This is a genomic window from Halonotius aquaticus (assembly GCF_003605575.1).
Lineage (GTDB): Archaea > Halobacteriota > Halobacteria > Halobacteriales > Haloferacaceae > Halonotius > Halonotius aquaticus.
This window is the reverse complement of the sequence record NZ_QKNY01000013.1, coordinates 149,597-166,749: the sequence shown is the minus strand read 5'-3', so window position 1 is coordinate 166,749 and position 17,153 is coordinate 149,597. Positions and strand designations below refer to the sequence as shown.

15 protein-coding genes are annotated in these 17,153 nt (G+C 62.5%); 7 read left to right on the top strand and 8 right to left on the bottom strand.

What is annotated here, in order from left to right; translation table 11 throughout:
• Positions 1–60 precede the first annotated feature (60 nt).
• Genes DM826_RS09050 through DM826_RS09035 form a run of 4 tightly spaced genes read right to left on the bottom strand, consistent with a single transcriptional unit; the run spans position 61 to position 2,754 of the window.
• Positions 61–1,101 carry a SpoIIE family protein phosphatase gene (locus tag DM826_RS09050; protein WP_120103070.1) on the bottom strand — a complete coding sequence of 347 codons (1,041 nt, stop codon included), beginning with the start codon at positions 1,099–1,101 and terminating at the stop codon, positions 61–63.
• Positions 1,101–1,547, bottom strand: a complete 447-nt coding sequence (locus DM826_RS09045) for an ATP-binding protein (RefSeq protein ID WP_120103069.1) — start codon at positions 1,545–1,547, stop codon at positions 1,101–1,103. Before DM826_RS09045 ends, DM826_RS09050 begins: the two co-directional genes overlap by 1 nt.
• Positions 1,544–1,990: an STAS domain-containing protein gene (locus DM826_RS09040; protein WP_120103068.1), complete on the bottom strand. Its 447-nt coding sequence runs from the start codon at positions 1,988–1,990 to the stop codon at positions 1,544–1,546. The genes DM826_RS09045 and DM826_RS09040 overlap by 4 nt, the downstream gene beginning before the upstream one ends.
• Positions 1,987–2,754: a PAS domain S-box protein gene (locus DM826_RS09035; RefSeq protein ID WP_120103067.1), complete on the bottom strand. Its 768-nt coding sequence runs from the start codon at positions 2,752–2,754 to the stop codon at positions 1,987–1,989. The genes DM826_RS09040 and DM826_RS09035 overlap by 4 nt, the downstream gene beginning before the upstream one ends.
• A 175-nt stretch (positions 2,755–2,929) precedes the next feature.
• On the opposite strand from DM826_RS09035, the gene DM826_RS09030 reads away from it, so the two are divergent.
• Positions 2,930–3,367, top strand: a complete 438-nt coding sequence (locus DM826_RS09030) for a response regulator (RefSeq protein ID WP_233735750.1) — start codon at positions 2,930–2,932, stop codon at positions 3,365–3,367.
• Position 3,368: 1 nt separating this feature from the next.
• Positions 3,369–4,421, top strand: a complete 1,053-nt coding sequence (locus DM826_RS09025; protein ID WP_233735747.1) for an ATP-binding response regulator — start codon at positions 3,369–3,371, stop codon at positions 4,419–4,421.
• A 22-nt stretch (positions 4,422–4,443) separates the two neighbouring features.
• Here DM826_RS09025 and DM826_RS09020 read toward each other — a convergent pair whose 3' ends face one another.
• Positions 4,444–5,262, bottom strand: coding sequence for a DUF63 family protein (locus DM826_RS09020; RefSeq protein WP_120103065.1), 819 nt, complete (start codon positions 5,260–5,262; stop codon positions 4,444–4,446).
• A gap of 101 nt (positions 5,263–5,363) precedes the next feature.
• Between DM826_RS09020 and deoC the strand changes: the two genes are divergently transcribed.
• Together deoC and DM826_RS09010 are read left to right on the top strand one after the other, a co-directional pair.
• Positions 5,364–6,011: a deoxyribose-phosphate aldolase gene (gene deoC, locus DM826_RS09015; RefSeq protein WP_120103064.1), complete on the top strand. Its 648-nt coding sequence runs from the start codon at positions 5,364–5,366 to the stop codon at positions 6,009–6,011.
• Between the two features lie 74 nt (positions 6,012–6,085).
• Positions 6,086–7,981, top strand: a complete 1,896-nt coding sequence (locus DM826_RS09010) for a formate/nitrite transporter family protein (RefSeq protein WP_120103063.1) — start codon at positions 6,086–6,088, stop codon at positions 7,979–7,981.
• 7 nt (positions 7,982–7,988) lie between these two features.
• Here the strand turns inward: DM826_RS09010 and DM826_RS09005 are convergent, their stop codons facing one another.
• Positions 7,989–8,420, bottom strand: coding sequence for a universal stress protein (locus DM826_RS09005; protein ID WP_120103062.1), 432 nt, complete (start codon positions 8,418–8,420; stop codon positions 7,989–7,991).
• Between the two features lie 195 nt (positions 8,421–8,615).
• Between DM826_RS09005 and DM826_RS09000 the strand changes: the two genes are divergently transcribed.
• Complete coding sequence (locus tag DM826_RS09000) at positions 8,616–10,847, top strand: amino acid permease (RefSeq protein WP_120103061.1); 2,232 nt, start codon at positions 8,616–8,618, stop codon at positions 10,845–10,847.
• A gap of 95 nt (positions 10,848–10,942) precedes the next feature.
• On the opposite strand, the gene DM826_RS08995 is transcribed toward DM826_RS09000, so the two are convergent.
• Complete coding sequence (locus tag DM826_RS08995; protein WP_120103060.1) at positions 10,943–12,481, bottom strand: TrkH family potassium uptake protein; 1,539 nt, start codon at positions 12,479–12,481, stop codon at positions 10,943–10,945.
• Positions 12,482–12,733: 252 nt separating this feature from the next.
• Between DM826_RS08995 and DM826_RS08990 the strand changes: the two genes are divergently transcribed.
• Together DM826_RS08990 and DM826_RS08985 are read left to right on the top strand one after the other, a co-directional pair.
• On the top strand, positions 12,734–13,516 hold the full coding sequence (locus DM826_RS08990) for a helix-turn-helix transcriptional regulator (RefSeq protein ID WP_120103059.1): 783 nt from the start codon (positions 12,734–12,736) through the stop codon (positions 13,514–13,516).
• Positions 13,517–13,701: 185 nt separating this feature from the next.
• Positions 13,702–14,109, top strand: coding sequence for a DUF7475 family protein (locus tag DM826_RS08985; RefSeq protein ID WP_120103058.1), 408 nt, complete (start codon positions 13,702–13,704; stop codon positions 14,107–14,109).
• 104 nt (positions 14,110–14,213) lie between these two features.
• Here the strand turns inward: DM826_RS08985 and DM826_RS08980 are convergent, their stop codons facing one another.
• Positions 14,214–17,132 carry a DEAD/DEAH box helicase gene (locus DM826_RS08980; RefSeq protein WP_120103057.1) on the bottom strand — a complete coding sequence of 973 codons (2,919 nt, stop codon included), beginning with the start codon at positions 17,130–17,132 and terminating at the stop codon, positions 14,214–14,216.
• Between the last annotated feature and the right edge of the window lie 21 nt (positions 17,133–17,153).

Here is a 17,153-nt window from a genome sequence, read left to right as displayed (position 1 = left end):
ACGCCGACCACGAGCATAAACTGTGGGGCCGCGGTCGGCCAGCGGTGCTGGCGTGTGAGATCAGTCAGAGTGATCGGCAACCTGCTCGCTGACCACCAGCACGGTCGCGTCGTCGTGCGGTTTGCTGTGCTGATCAAGCAGCCGTCGGGCCGTAACCGTCGCCGACTCATCTGCCATCGATCGGGCCGGTGGCAGCTCCCAGTGAGAGTCGACGCCGTCAGAAAACAACACCAGCCGATCGCCCGGCCGCCACTCGCTGTGTGTAACCTTCGGATCGGGGCCGTTGCTCCCGACGACGCCACGGCGTGGGACAACGGTGAGATCGGTGTCGTCGGTGAGTTTGTAGTTGATGTTGCCAACCGTGGCAAACGTCACCGTCTCGGCGTCCCAGTCGAAGCGAGCCAGTGCCATGACGACACCACGGGTGCCGCGACAGGCGCGTTCGGTGCCGTCAAAGATCGCTTCCATCCGGCTGTCGTAGTGCGTTTCGACGTACTCTGTCGCCGCCATAGACGCCTCGTGGGCGTCGGCCCCGTGGCCGAGCCCGTCGATCACGCCGACGAGCGCCTGCTCGTCCCACCGTTTGATGACGAAGCTGTCGCCGTTGACCGTCTCGTTGGCCGCGGGTCGTGACGCGGCACCAAACGAAAGCGGGCAGGGGCGCGTCGCCGACGCTGGCTTTCGCTTCCAGCGATCAGCGACGACCTTGGTTCCGAAATCCGGCTCGCCGGGGGCGGTGACGGTCAGCCGGTGCATGAGTCGGTTGACCGCCCCTAACCCGCCGCCCAGGCTGCCGGCTGTTGACGCGCCATCCTCGAAGGCTGCATCCACATTGGCGATGCCAGGGCCGACATCGAAGGACTCGATCCGAACCCCCTCACGGTCGCCGTCAGTGAGATGGCTGAGTGCGACCTCACCGCTGTCGGCGTGTTTGAGCACGTTCGAGGCGAGTTCGACGGCGACGATGCCGATCTCGGCGGCCGCCGACTCCTCGAAGCCGATGGCCGCAGCCATTGATTCGGCGGCCTGTTTGACGAGGATGTCGTCGCCGTCTTGGGTGATCTCGTGTCGCTCCGTTTGTTCGCGTGTCGGCTCGGACATTATCGCCACTTCCGAACCGTGATCGTCGTGCCGTCGTCAGGGGTTGAGACGATCTCGAAGGCATCCATGAGCTTTTTTGTGCCCTGGATGCCGCGTCCCATCCCGCCTGACGTCGAGTGTTCGGCTCGCAGTACTCCCTCGATGTCGTCGATCCCGGGGCCGTTATCGTCAAAAACGAGTTCGAGCCCGCTGTCCCGGCCGGCCTCGATCTCACGCCATTCCATGATGCCGTCCTCGGCGTAAAGGTGCATGTTACGCGTGAGCTCTGAAACGCCGGTGACGATCCGGGTCACATCGGTTGTCGAAAACTCGATCTCCTCGGCAATCTCTCGGGCCTCCTGTCTGGCCCGCAAAATGTCGTCTTCCGACCGCACGCGGATTGTTCCCGAGCGGAGCACCGTCGCCTCGGTGTCGATGGCGTCGGCAGCATCCGCCCGTTCACTCATTGCCTGCCTCCGGGCGACGACGTAGGGCTGGATCGGTCGATAACGCCGTCGTCTGGGTCACTCGTGTCGTCGTCGGTCGCCTCAACGCTGATGCCCAGCATCGACAGCGCGTGGTCGGTGCTGCGGGCGGTCTCGACGGACTCAAGTCCAAAGCCGAGTTCGGCCGCGGTGATCGCCACACTCGGGCGCATGCCGACGACGATGGCCGCACCGCCCATCAGTTCGACCATGCTGGCGGTCTCTGAGATCACCCGAGCGAAAAACGAATCCAGCGTCGTCACAGCCGAGATGTCGAGGACGACACCACGGGGATCGGCCGTCTCCATCCGATCCAACACGTCTTGTCGGAGCTCATCAACGGCCTGATCGGTTGGGCGACCGGGGAACGTCGCGATTAACACATCGAAGACCTCGGTTACGGCGGCACTGTCGGTCGCGGTCATTCGAACTCGACCCCCTGCCAGGCGAGGGCGACCCGGAGGCCTTCCATCAGCGACGACTGGGTTTCGACATCGTCGAGCCGGACGCCGAGTTGGACCAGCGTCTGGGCGATCTCCGGGCTGATCCCCGTGATCACGACATTCGCGCCGAGGAGATTGACAGCGTTGATCGTATCAATCAGGTGTTGGGCGGTCGCGGTATCGAGGGCGGCGACCTCGGTGATGTCGATCAGCGCGATGGCGGCCTCCGTCGAGACGATCTGATCAAGCAGATCCTCGGTCAGCAGCTCGGCCTTTTGCGTATCCAGCGAACCGACGACCGTCGTGAGGATCACCCCATCCCAGATCTCGACGACCGGCATGGAGAGTTCCTGGATCTCCTGGGCCATATCCTGCAGCCGGCGTTCCTGCTCCAGCCGGTCGGTGATATCCCGGCCGATACCGACGATAGCCTCCAACTCATCGTCGGGTTCCAGCGGCGACATCGACAGCTCGTAGGCGATCTCGCGGCCGCCCTTCGTTTCGAGATTCGCCTGCACAGCCGTCCGGATCCCGCGATCAATGACGGTGTCGACAGCGTCCTCGATGGCGTCTTGATCCCCGCCTGAAAACAGCTCGGTTGGCTCCATCGAGTCCAGCTCCTCGCCGGCATACCCTGAGACCGCTGGCAACTGTTCGTTCCACTCCACAAAATCGCCCTCCGGGGTGAAAATATAGAAGATATCTTCCAGCTCGTCGAGGCCCGTCGCAATGAGGTCGTCGTCCATACGGTCATATTAGCAGCAGTACCATTAGTGGTTGGGGGTCTGTGCTGTCAGTTGTGATCGCCGTCGACAATGCTGCAGGCCGCGGCGGCCCAACACATACTTCTAAACCAGTCGGTCGCGTAGCACGCACAATGCAACGGACATGTCGAGCGACGCGCACCCAGGGTGGCATGGCGTGAATATCGATAAACCAGTCGAGATTCTGTTGGCCGAAGATAACCCCGGAGATGTCATGTTGACACGCAAGGCACTCGAACAGGGGAAGCTCGCCAACAACCTGCATGTGACGACAGACGGCGTCGACGCGTTGGAATTTCTGCGTCAGGACGGCGAGTACGAGGATGCCCCCCGCCCGGATCTGATTCTGTTGGATCTCAATATGCCCCGAAAGGACGGCCAGGAAGTGCTCGAAGAGCTCCGCGCTGACGACGAACTGCGCCGGATTCCGGTTGTCGTGCTGACAAGCTCGGAATCCGAGGAGGATATCGTCAGATCCTACGAGCTCAACGCCAACGCGTATCTAACCAAACCCGTCGATTTCGACGGCTTCGTCGAGATCGTTAATCGGCTTGAGAACTTCTGGTTCCAGGTCGTGAAGTTCCCGGAGAAATAAGATGTCGATCGGCGTCAGCGACACGCTTCGGATTCTCCTCATCGAGGATAACCCTGGGGATGCGACGCTGTTCGAACACCACCTGACCACCGATGGCGGTGGCACCTTCCCGCCGGCGACGGTGACACACGTCGAATCGCTCGACGCCGGGATCGAGGCACTCAAATCCGCCGAGTTTGAGCTGGTCTTGCTTGATCTGGGGCTTCCAGAGAGTACGGGGCTGGATACCTTAGAGCGGTATCTCGAAGCCGTCGACGACGCCGACGCGCTGTCGCCGTTGCCGGTGATCGTGCTCACCGGATTGAAGGATGACGCGACCGCCGTGGAAGCGATCGAACGTGGAGCCCAAGACTATCTCGTGAAGGACGATGTCGACGGCGATGTGCTCCATCGGACGATCCGGTATGCGCTGGAACGCCACCGCCAAGCGCAGAAGCTTCGCCGACAGAACGACCGCCTCGAACGGTTTGCCCACGTCGTCAGCCACGACCTCCGGAATCCGCTCGGCGTCGCCCAGGGCCGGATTGAACTGATCGACGACGACGAACACGCGCCGATCGTCGCCAAAAATCTCGACCGGATGGAGGCGATCATCGACGACGTGCTTACGCTTGCTCGGGAGGGCCAAGCCGTCGAAGAAACGGAACCGGTCGATCTTGAGGTTCTGGCCGCCAACTGCTGGGCGAACGTCGAAACCGCCGGCGCGGCGCTATCGGTCGCCGACGGACTGGTCGTCCACGCCGATGAAGGCCGCCTCCAGCAGCTCTTAGAAAATCTGTTGCGCAACAGCATCGAACACGTCGGCGACGACGTGGCGATCACCATCGGCGCGCTTTCCGATGGCTTCTATGTCGCCGACGACGGCCCGGGGATCGACCCCGACAACCGCGATGAGATCTTCGAGGCCGGCTACACGACCAATCCAGATGGGACAGGCTTCGGGCTCAATATCGTCGAGGAGATCGCCGCCGCCCACGGCTGGGATGTCGCCATCGCCGACAGCGAGGACGGCGGCGCGCGCTTCGAGTTTACCGGCGTGCGGATCGACGACTGACGTGTCGCAGTCCTACCCGGGATCAACCGCCAACGACGGTGAACAACAGCAGATTGTGGACGCCCGGGCCGAGCCCGACGGCGGCGACAAAGCCCAACAACGCGTATCCCTCTGTCGGCTCGGCGTCAACATACTCCCGAAAGAGCACGACGACACCGCTGGCAACACCGATCTTCACAAGGACGAACAGCCAGCCAACGCCGATCGTCTCGGCGGTCGGCAGAGCCGCAGCCGCTTCAAGAATCACCTGCGACAGCGGCGTGCGCTCGCCGAATCCCAACACGTCGACGCCGATGGCCGTCGAGACACCATCCAGCGTGTGGCCGAAGAGCGCAAGCAACCCGACCGCACCGGTTGTCGCCGTTGCCGCCGGCCGGAGCCGCCGGAGTACCAGCCAGCCGGCGGCGGTCAACACGACCGTCAGCAACACGCCAGCGGCCGGCCACGCCGGCGCAAGCGTCCCGCGAGCCAGCCCGGCGCGCAAGGCGACGGCGACTGTCGCAACCAGCGCGGCGAGCCCCCCACCAGCGAGCACCGGGGGAACCCGCGTCGGGCGAACGGCGTCGACAGCGAGCCAGCCCGCCCCGGCCAGGATCGCGGTCGTCAGATACACAGCGGCCGTCCCGCCGAACGGGGCGACGATCGCCGGCAGGCCATCGATCCCGTAGAGGACGTGCAGCGTCGAGCCGAGAGCCATCCACGGCGTCAGCGAGAGGATGTGACGAGCCGTCACCGGTGGCCGTCGCCGGGCAAATCCGACGGCGACGGCGGCTCCACCAGCGAGCAACGCGAGGGCGTAGGGCAGCGGCGGGAGGCTGAAGCCGGCCGGAAGCAACACCATACCCCCGGTTTCGGTGAGTCGGTAGAAAGGGTTGTGGTCGCCGGCATTGCGTGTTGCCCACCGGTGGGGAGCTTTTTGCCGATGGGTGGTCTCCGGGGCGTATGAAGCGCGCCGACCTTGCAGCGAAGATCGACCACACTGTCCTCGGGCCGACGACGACGGCCAACGACGTTGCACGCGTCGTCGACGAGGCCACCGAGGCTGGCATGAACGTCTGTATTCCGCCCTGTTATGTCGATAGCGTCGCCAGCGACGCCGGGGATGAGCTCACCATCGCCACCGTCATCGGCTTCCCGCACGGCCAAGCCGACCCCGAGATCAAACGTGAAGCCGGCTCAGTCGCCTGGAAAGCTGGCGCCGACGAACTCGACGTGGTACTCAATGTTGGCCGCCTCAAAGCCGGCGAGGACGACGCCGTTGCCGACGAACTCGGCGCGGTCGTCGCCTCGGTGCCGATCCCGGTGAAGGTCATCATCGAAGCCGGCCTGCTTACCGACGAGAAAAAACACCGCGCCTGTGAGGCCGCCGTCGACGCCGACGCCGACATGGTGAAAACGTCGACCGGCTTCGCCGACAGCGAACCGAGCGGGGCGACCGTCGCGGATGTCGAACTCATGGCGGAGTACCTGCCGGTCAAGGCCAGCGGCGGGATCGGCGACTACGAGACGGCGATGGCGATGATCGAGGCGGGAGCCGAGCGGATCGGTGCCTCCAGCGGCCCCGCGATCCTTTCGGGCGCGCCAGAGTAGTCGTCCCCAGCCTTGCGGGGTCGGCGGCTACGCGAAACGTCACCTCTTAGGAACCGCACTGATTCGAAGTCATAATGAGCGATTCGTCCTCCGATCCCGAGGATTCTGTCCGGGAGGCTGTCGAGCGATCCCGCAGCGGCGCGCCCGCGGTCGGCGAAGTCCTCCGCGACCGGTTTTCGGCCGACGAAGTGTTTCAGCGGGTGGTCGCCGCCGCCGACGAGGAGATCACCTCCGGCGTTCGGGAGCTGTTTTTCAGTGCGGTCGCCGCCGGCTTTGCGATCACGATCACGTTTCTGCTGTATGCGTCGCTGTCGGCGGCCAGCGACAACCCCGTCGTTGGCGTCATGCTGTACCCGCTTGGCTTCATCTACATTATCGTCGGTGGCTACCAGCTATACACCGAAAACACGCTGCCGCCGGTCGCGCTGACTATCGAGCGATTGGCCAGCATTCCGACGCTGTTGCGCCATTGGTTGATCGTGCTGACAGGCAACTTCACCGGCGGCGCAATCGGTGCGGTCGCCTTGGCCTACGGCGGCGTCTTCGATGCAAAAACGACGACGAAAGCCATCGAGCTGGCCGAAAAGGGCGCCTTCGAAACCGGCTGGTGGTCGCTGTTTTTCAAAGCGGTGTTCGCCGGACTGATCGTCGCCGGCGTCGTTTGGGTTATCTTTTCGGCAACCGATACGGTCTCCCGGCTGCTCGTCGTCTACATCGCGTTTCTGGCGATCCCACTGGGGAATCTGTTCCACGTTGTCGTCTCCTTTACCGAGGTCATCTATCTCGTCTTGCTCGGTCGGCTGGCTCTCCTGCCGGGCCTCACCGAGTTCGTGCTCCCGGTCTTACTTGGGAACACGCTTGGCGGCGTTGTGTTGGTCACCGTCGTCAACTACTTCCAGACGAGCGAACGACGGCTGGAAAACGCCCGCTTCGAGGGGCTGAGTCGCCGGCTCACGCTCCCCGAGTGGGCGTTCGGTCGATTCGCCGGGCGATCGTACGTCCCGATCCTCGATTCGGTTGAGGCGACGCTGGTCGGCGAGGATCGCTACCGGGTGATGGTGCCGATCACGAACCCGCGAACCGACACAGAACTCGTCGAACTTGCCGCCCGGGTCGCCAGCCAACAAGAGAACGCCACCGTCCACGTTGTCCATATCATTCAGGCCCCCGAACAGCTCTCGTTGGTCAGCGGTGGCAACGTCGAACGGATCGAGGCTGAATCCAGCAAGCGGATGCAGGATATCTACGCGCTCGGCGAGAAGTGCGATGTCGACATCACCGTCACCTCGCTGGCGAGTCATCACGCCTTCGAGGAGATCTTCGATATGGCGCGCCGAACCCAACCGGAGCTGGTCGCCATGGAGTGGGGCGACGATCAGCTCTGGCACGCGGCCCGTGCTGAGCGGCCGTTGGATGAAATCACCAATCAGCTCCCCTGTGACTTTGCGATCTTCAAGGATCGCGGCCTCGACCCATCTGAGATTCTCATTCCGACGGCCGGCGGCCCCGACTCAGGGCTGAGTGCGGAGATCGCCGCCGCGCTCCAGTCGGCGGTCGGGGCGTCAGTGACGCTGCTCCACGTCGTTGACGATCCGAGCGAAACGGCTGCCGGCGAGGCGTTCCTCGACAGCTGGGCCGCCGAACACGGCCTCGATGATGCCGAGCAGATCGTCGACACCGGCGGCGATATCGAGGCGGCGATCAAGCGGGCGGCCGACACCGCGACACTCGTCGCCATCGGCGCGACCGAACGCGGCCTGCTCTCCCGGCTCGCAAGCGACTCCCTCCATCTCGATGTTGTCAACGAGGTAGAGTGCTCGGTGCTGTTGGCCGAACGCCCCTCCTCGCGGTCACTACTGACGCGGCTGTTCGGTGGCGGACAGCGGGATAAAAGCCAGTCAGAGATCACCCCGGGCAGCCACAACGCGAAGACCGGCGGTGACGACTCGATTGTGGGCCCGAACGAGTGAGCGATCGTCAGTCGTCGCCTCGGGGGAGTGCGATGACGGGGCGGTCGGCGTGGGTGACAAGTTTGACCGAGAGATCACCCGAGAGGAACTGCACGAGTCGGTTGCCGCCACGAGAGCGGTAGGCGATCGCGCTGGCGTCGATCTCGGTGGCGACCTCGAAGATCGCATCGACCACGTCCCGACTGTAGGCCGTGTGTAGCTCTGCATCAGGGAACTCCTCTCGAACGGCCTCGACAGCGGCTTCGGCGATCCCCTCGGACTGTTCGACCGGTGTTTTGTCGGGGGAACCGCCGCCTTTCTCGACGACATGGAGAACAGTCACTCGGTCGGGAGCGTACGGCGCAAGCGCGCTGGCGGTGTGTTCGGCGTCAGCCTCCGTGGCGACAGGGAGGAGGACATGTGACAGCATCTTGGGTGTGGTGTCTGCTGAGTTGTCCATACGAACACCACCGAGGGCGGTTGCATAAGGATTGTGTCAGAACCTGGCAATCTGCAGCCGAACCGATTAAGACCGGTGGCCGCGACCACTCCGGTATGCTGAATCGTCGTTTACCCGGTACCTCGCCTGTATCGATCGTGTCAGATCGTCGCCACGCTATCTCCCACCAACCCCACTGCGATCGAGGTGATCCCGATGAGTGAGGACGAACTCGCGAAGGATCTGACGCTCACGTCGGCGCTCACGATCGGCATCGGGACGATGATCGGCGCTGGCATCTTTGTGCTGCCGGGCACGGCCGTCGAGATGGCGGGGCCGCTGTCGGCCGGGGCGTTCATCCTCGGCGGCACTATCGCCATCTTCACTGCGCTGTCGGCCAGCGAACTCGGCACCGCGATGCCGCGCTCCGGCGGCGCGTACTTCTATGTCAACCGCGGACTCGGGCCGCTGTTCGGCTCGGTCGCCGGCTGGGGGAACTGGATCGGCCTCACCTTTGCCTCGGCGTTCTACATGTTTGGGCTCGGCGAGTACGTCAACGCCTTCGTCAGTGTTCCGGGACTGGCTCTCGGCCCGTTGTCGTTGTCGGGCGCGAAGATCGTCGCGCTGCTCGGCGCCGCGTTTTTCGTGACGGTCAACTACGTCGGTGCGAAGGAAACCGGCAAACTGCAGAATATCATCGTCTTCATCCTGCTCGGCATTCTCACGGTATTCACGCTATTTGGGCTCTTAAACGCCGATATTCAGACCCTCCGGCCGTTCGCGCCCAAAGGCCTCACGCCGTTGTTGCCGCTGACTGGCATCATCTTCGTCTCCTATCTCGGCTTTGTCCAGATTACCTCCGTCGCCGAGGAGATTCAGGATCCGGGCCGTAATCTCCCGATTGCGATCATCGGTAGCGTCGTCATCGTCACCGCAATCTACGCGCTCGTCCTGTTGGCCGTGCTGGCGGCCGTCCCCAACGAGGTCGTCGCCGGCAACGACACCGCCGTCGTCGAGGTCGCCCGGATACTGATCGGGCCGATCGGTGCGGCCGCCCTGCTGTTCGGCGGCCTACTTGCGACGGCGTCGTCGGCGAACGCGTCGATCCTTGCGTCCTCGCGGATCAACTTCGCGATGGGCCGCGATAAGATCGTCTCGCCGTCGCTCAATGAGGTGCACGAACGGTTCGGCACGCCGTACAAATCGATTGCGCTGACCGGCGTGTTGATCCTGCTGTTCATCGTCGTCGGCAACCTCGAACTGCTGGCAACGGCGGGCAGCGTCCTCCATCTGGTCGTCTACGGGCTGCTCAATCTCTCGTTGATCGTCTTCCGTGAGGGTGATCCTGCCGAGTACGACCCAGAATTTACCGTGCCGTTGTACCCGATTACGCCGATTCTTGGGGCAGTGTTGTCGTTCGCGCTGATCGCCTTTATCGAGCCGTTTGTCATCGCGCTGTGTGGGCTGTTCGTCGCTCTGGCGTTGGCGTGGTACATGCTGTATGCCCGCTCGCGGACGACGCGAGAGGGTGTGCTCTCGGAGTATATCCTCTCGCGCTCCGAGGAGATGCCCGATGCGGCAGTGTCGGCGGCGAGTTCGGTCAAACCTGATGGCGGCGAGTATCGGGTGATGGTGCCGCTGTCGAACCCGCGCACCGAACGCGACCTCATCGAGTTAGCGAGTCTCATAGCGAAAGCCAAGGGCGGCAGCGTATTGGCGACACATATCGTTCAGGTTCCCGATCAGACCCCGCTGTATGCCGGCTCCGACCACATCGAGCGGATCGATTCCGAATCACAGAAACTCCTAGACGCAGCACGCGAAGACGCCAAGACGTTTGATGCCGATATCGAGACGAAAACGATCGTCTCGCATCGCTCCTTCGAGGAGGTCTTCGACGCTGCCGAGACAAACAACGCCGATCTGGTCGTGATGGGCTGGGCCGGCGATACGCCACTGTCGGCTGGTCGCGTCGAGAGCCCGCTGGATGAGTTGACAAGCAGTCTCCCGTGTGATTTCCTCGTGATGAAAGATCGTGGCTTCGATCCCTCGGACGTGTTGCTGCCGACGGCGGGTGGCTACAGCTCCGATCTCAGCGCGGAGGTCGCCGAGGTGCTGCTTGACAACGCCAAAGACGTATCGCTGCTGTACGTCGTCGACGACGACACCGAACAAGCCGAGGGTGAGGAGTTCCTCTCGACGTGGGCTGCAGATCACAGCCTCGACGACGCCGACCGGATCGTCGACACCTCTGGCGATGTCGAGGATTCCATCGCCCGCCACGCCGAGAACCGCTCGATGGTCATCATCGGCGCGACACGCGAAGGCCTGCTCTCGCGGTTGATGCGTGGCTCGCTGGCCTTCGAGGTACTCAATGATGTCGACAGCACTGTCCTGTTGGCTGAACGCCCGCAGAAACGGTCGATCATCGAACGGCTGTTCGGGTAACGCTCGTTGATCGCTATTCGGGTAACGCTCATTGACGGCTGTTCGGGCGACAAGCCTCGTGTTTCCGTTGCTCGTTGCTGGCCAGCCGAAAGCAGTCAGTCCCGATCCTCAAGTCCACCGACGAACAGCGCGAGGACAGGGACGATCTCCAGCCGGCCGATCCACATCAGGAAGATCATGACAGACTTCGAGATCGGTGAGAAGTCGAGATAGCTTCCGAACGGCCCCAGCGAGCCGAACCCTGGGCCGATGTTGCCGAGTGTCGCCAGCGACGCGCTCAGTGCTTCTAACACCGACAGCTCGTAGCCGATCCGCGCGGAATCAAGGCTCAAAAAGAGGGCCGCAATGAAGAACAACAAAATGTAGAGCATGGTGAAGACGACGATGCCACGGATCGCGTCTTCGTCGACGATGCGGCCACCAAGACGCACCGGCTCCACCGCGCTCGGATGGAGCGTCGTGTACAGCTCTCGCCGGAGTGATTTGATGACGACCAGCCAGCGAATAACCTTGATGCCGCCACCCGTTGAGCCCGCCGACCCGCCGATGAACATCGCAAAGACGAGCACGAGTTGTGCGTGGGGATCCCACTGTGCGAAGTCAGCGGTCGCATACCCGGTTGAGTTCATCAACGAGCCGATCTGGAAGGCCGCCTGGCGGATCGTGTTTTCGGTGAGCCCGGTCGTTACACCACCGATTTCCAGCGGGGGGGCTGCCCCGCGAACGAGGACAAACGACAGAACAGCGATCAACACGGCGATTGCGCCGGCGTAGGTGCGGAACTCCGGGTTGTCGACGAGGGCGCGCCACTCCCCGTGGAGTACCTGCCAGAACAGCGCAAAGTTGACCCCGGCGATCACCATGAAGGGGATGAATACCCACTGGACGATGCCGCTGAACGCTGCGATGCTGTCGGCTTTCGTCGAGAAGCCGCCGGTCGGCAGTGTCGAAAAGCCGTGGGCGATGGCGTTGTAGAGATTCATCTTCGGAGCCATCCCGGTAAGATGGAGCCCATAGAGGATGACAATCAGGAGGATTGTAAAGCCGAAGTAGATGAGCCACAGTGCGCGGGCGGTTTCGGCGATCCGCGGTGTCAGCTTCTGCAACTCGGGGCCGGGGGCCTCCGACTGCATCAACTCCGCGCCGTTGACTGCCAACTCCGGGAGAATCGCGATCATGAGTACGATGATCCCCATCCCACCGAGCCACTGCGTCAGTTGTCGCCACAGCATAATCGCATGCGAGTGATCCTCAACGCTAATACTACCAAGGACGGTCGCGCCGGTCGTTGTGAACCCACTCATCGCCTCAAACAGGGCGTTGATCGGGTAGGCAAGCGTTGACTCGGTTCCGTAGCCGGCCAGTATGTACGGAATTGCACCGACGGCTGCCGCACCGAACCACGCGAGTGACACCAACAGCAGGGCTTCGGTCGGGCCGATATCTGGCTCATCGTCGAGCCGTTCGAGGGCGACACCGACCACCAGCGCGATCACCAGCGAGGCCGCAAACACCCAGATATCGTCGCCGTAGACGACCGCGACAGTCAACGGTACCAGCATCGTCAACGCGAGGTATTTCACAACCGTGCCAAGGAGGCTTACACTGGCCCGCCAGTCGAGATAAAACGTCATCAGATGCCCACCATCGTCGTTGTCGATGGACTGGCCGTTGACTCAATAAGACTTCTGGGCTAGTCCCAATCCGACTGTGCCGGGGGCGTTCTGTCGTTCCGCAGTGAGACGATCGCAGGCAACATCCGCCGCTGCTTCCCGACCCGTGGTGCTGATTCGGGCGGTATCGAGGGTGACACCACCCGTTTCGATCACAGATAGACCATCGACCCCCGGTTATTATCACCCCGTGAACTGAGCGATTAGATAGCAATGCACGGGGACTCGGTGTATGCGTTCGTCATCTCGTCGTCAGTTCGGGTTGATATTGTGCAGCGACTTGCCGCAACCCCGCAGCCGACGGATGAGCTCATCGACCACCTCGATGCGAGCACGTCGGCAGTGTATACCGCACTCGCAGATCTGGAACGGCAGGGTGTGGTGTTTGATGGCGAAGCTGGCTGGCGGCTCACCGGACACGGGCGGCTGGTGGTCGATCTTATCGACCATCGAAAATCCACCGTTCAGACGATCACCCACGACCAGGACTACTGGGAGACGCACCGAACCGATCATCTTCCCCGTGAGTTTCTCCGTCGACTGCCTGAACTGGGGGAGTACGAGATTGTTCGATCCGAACCCCCCGACGTTCGAGCCCATGCCAGAGTCGCTGTCGACCTGCTTGAGCAGGCAGAAAGCTGCCGGACTGCCATGCCGATCCATGTCCCGGAGTATCGGAACGCGTTTCCGGATCATCCCGATTCTCGGCTGCTGTTCTCGCCGAGTGTGATCGACACAGTACGAGCGGACTCCGGGACGGGAACCCGCGACGGAATTCGGCAGATCGATGCAGCACAGTGCAGAGTGCGGAATGTGCAGTTCGGATTCACGGTCAGTGAGTCGTCGCTGATGCTGGCGCTTCGTCCGATGGCCGAGTCACCGGTTGCGTCGATGCTCGTCGCTGAGACTGACTCCGCGATCCGCTGGGCCTCGGATCTCTACGAATCGCTCTGGGAGGATGCGGAACCTGTGGAGTCGTATCTGGATCGGCCGTGACCCGTTTCGTCGGTTTTCCACTCATTGCGTTCGCGTGTCGTTGCCTACGGCACCGACCCCGGGGGAAACATCAAATTTCATATGGATAAAATCATTTCCACCACAATAAAACTAATAACCGGGTGGAAAACTTTTTTCTCCAAATTTCTATGGGTTTTATTATTCGAACATAGTATCTCCGAGGCATGGCTGAAACAACGACAGCCACAGACGCACAGGCATTCAGTACACCAGCGAATTCCGCAGGGTATCTTGCCGTCCTGACTGCACTTACGACTGGTATCCTGCATCTGTACCTCATTCCGGGGGCACTCGCAACGGCAGGTACTACCGGCGGGGTGTTGTTTGCACTCAACGGGATCGGATTCGTTGGCGGAACAGTTCTGTATCTCTCGAAATACTGGCGCAAAGAACTGTTTATTGTAGCTGCACTCTATGCATTAGCTTCGATTGTGGCAATGTTCATGGTACACGGCTGGACGATAGACTCGCTACTCTACAGAAACGGCTCCATCGCTCAGTGGGCGATAACCGCAAAATCCGCGGAGTCGATTCTCATCGGCTGTTCGCTCTATCTGTATTCAAATAGCTAAACCGCCCAGACACACCGCTGATCACTGGCTCTCCACACTACTTTTGTGCCAACGACGCTGTGACAGCCATCGCCGAATCGCCGGATACGGACACGCCACCGAAGCTAGTCCCAAAATGACTGCGTCCGGGCGTACTGTCGTTCTTCGGCGAGAATGTCCCGGTAGAAATCTGCCTCGTCCTCACGGAAGTTATTGATGATCCGCGCGGCCGTATCCGGGCCGACGCCGCGAGCAGCCAGCGCGATGACGGCCTGCTTGCCGTGGCTCTGGACGAGGTTGGCCGCCCGGTAGGCCCGCTTGGTTTGCCGCTCCTGCTCGCTGTCTTTCTGTTCGGCCCGTACCGCCGTCACAACCTCCTCAGCCCACGGATTCAACGCGGCGATCCGCGTTGAGCCACACTCCGGGCACTCGGGTTGCTCGCGGACGCGCCGTACCTTCGTTGTGTGCTCCCACTCCGTGCAGTGACAACAACACAGCAGAATCCGATCGTTCCGCAGCCGTTTTTGCAGCGTCTCGATGACGCTGGCGTCGGCGTTTTCGGGCACCAACAGTTCCTGGCCATGCGTCGATCCCGAACCCCCTAGCGGTGTCGCCTCGCCGACGAGTTCAAGATCGATCTCACCAGCCTGTAACTGCCGGAGCACATCGGCAGCATCGTCGACGGCGAGATCACGATGAAACACCTCCCGGAGGGCCTCCTCGTAGACCGGCGTATCCTCCAGTGCCTCCAGCAGTCGGTCGCCGCCAAAGCGGCCGCGACCCTGATACCGTTTCAGCGAGCCGAACTTCGCGGCGACCTGCGTGACAGTGAATTTCAGCGTCTCCGAGCCCTTCAGCGCGAGTTCGAGATGCGATTCGAGGTGGGCAGGATCGGTCGACAGCAACACGTCGCGGAACGCCGAGAGGCCGACGCCGGATGGTACCTCGAATTCGATCCGATACGGATCAACACTCATCCCGACCGACGAGCCGGTGCGCTGGCCGACCAATGCCGCCAACAACCGACCCAGCGTTTCGTTGATCTCGTGGCCGAAAGGGCTGTTGAGCCGCACCGTACTGGCTTGTGCCTCAAGGATGAGCCGTGACGCCGTCGGGATCGGGTGGTCGCTCTCGATCTGTCGCTCGATGGGGTCGAGTGCGCTTTCGATTGTCGGGTTGTCAGCCGGATATCGGGGTGCGAGATCGCGGGCGACGGCGTCGGTTTCTGCGCCGCGGGCGAACTGCTCGCCGGCGATCTCGCGGATCTCGCCGCCCTCATTTGCGACGGCCGCGGGGACGGGGATCTCCTGGCCAACCCACGAGGGCACCTCACCGCCGGGATCAGCGATCGGGGCGACATTGACGCGGGCTTCATCCTCGTCGATATCGTTGATCCGCCACATCTCCCCGCGCTGGATGAACGTCTCACCGGGCGCGGCGAAGTTGACGACGAATCGCTCATCAAGGGTGCCGATCTGCGTTCGGGAGGACATATCGTAGACCTCGTAGCTCTCCTCGTCGGGGATCATCGAGAGGTTCTGGTAGAAATACTGCCACGTCCCGCCGGCGGTTTCCAGCCGGTCGGCGTCCTCATCGAGCCAGCAAAGACGGTTACTGTGGAGTTCGCGGACGACAGCGCGGAACCGCTCTTCGGCAAGCTCATGGAAGGGTGCGGCGCGCCGACAGATCTCATAGGCGGCTCGCGCGCTCACGTCGTCGAAATCCATCAGCAACCCGACGAGCTGGTTGGCGAGAACATCGAGGCTGCCGTGATGGATCGCCGTCGATTCGACCAGCCCCTCACTCGCTCGGCGGGCAATAACGAGCGATTCGACCGTGTCATCGGGGTCGGTGGTGATCACCGTGCCCTGTGAGACCTGATCGTGGCGATGGCCGGCGCGGCCGACCCGCTGGAGCAGTCGGGCGACTTCCCGTGGACTTCCGTACTGGACGACGTGATCGACGCGGCCCACGTCGATGCCGAGTTCCATCGAGGACGTACAGACGAGACCAGCGAGGTCGCCGTTTTTGAACCGATCCTCAACATCGATCCGCACGTCTCGGGCCAGCGAGCCGTGGTGGACTTCCAGCGAGACATCGAGCTTCTTGAGTCGTGAGCCAAGCGCCTCGGCGGTCTGTCGAGTGTTGACGAACACCAGTGTCGATTCGTTGTCAGCGACGGCGTCGCGGATCGTCCGGACGTGGCTCGCCATCTCCTCGGTCGTCGCCAACTCGCCAGCCAATCGTTCGTCTTCGGGTGTGATCTCGGGGCGCGTGACGGTGAACGCAACACGGCTGCCGACATCGACGCTGACGATCTCAAAGCTTCGATCCACACCTGACGGTGGCTCGCTGTCGAGAGCAGTCTCGACGGCTGGCGGCTTGTCAGTCTCGCGCTTGCCGGTCAGAAAGCGTCCGACAGCTTCGGGATCGCCGACCGTCGCCGAGAGGCCGATCCGCTGGAAGCCACCCGACAGCAGTTGGAGGCGTTCGAGGCCGACGGTCAACTGCGCGCCGCGTTTTGAGGCCGCGAGTTCGTGCACCTCGTCGATGATGACGTGCCGCACATCACCCAATGCGTCCCGGAGTTTCGACCCTGTCAACATCGCCTGCAACGTCTCTGGCGTCGTCACCAACACATCCGGCGGGTCGTCGGCCTGCTGTTGTCGCTGGTAGTCGGTTGTATCGCCGTGCCGCACGTCAATCTCCAAATCCAGCGTCTCGCCCCACCAGTCGAGTCGCTCCCGCATATCACGGTTCAGCGCGCGCAACGGGGTGATATACAGCGCGGCAAATCCGTCGGTCGACCCGTGTGCTGCTCTGTGAGCGACGAGCGAATCGAAAACGGGCAACATCGCCGTCTCGGTTTTGCCGGTGCCGGTCGGCGCGAGGACGAGTGCGTTGTCGCCGGCGGCCAGCGGCGGGATCGCGCGTCGCTGTGGCTCGGTCGGCTGCGAAAAGCCGCGGTCGGAGAGCGCCGACCTGACGGTGTCGCCGAGGTGTCGAAAGGCGTCTGCACCCGCCTGCGACCCCGAAGAACTCATTACCGAATACAGGGCCGCGAA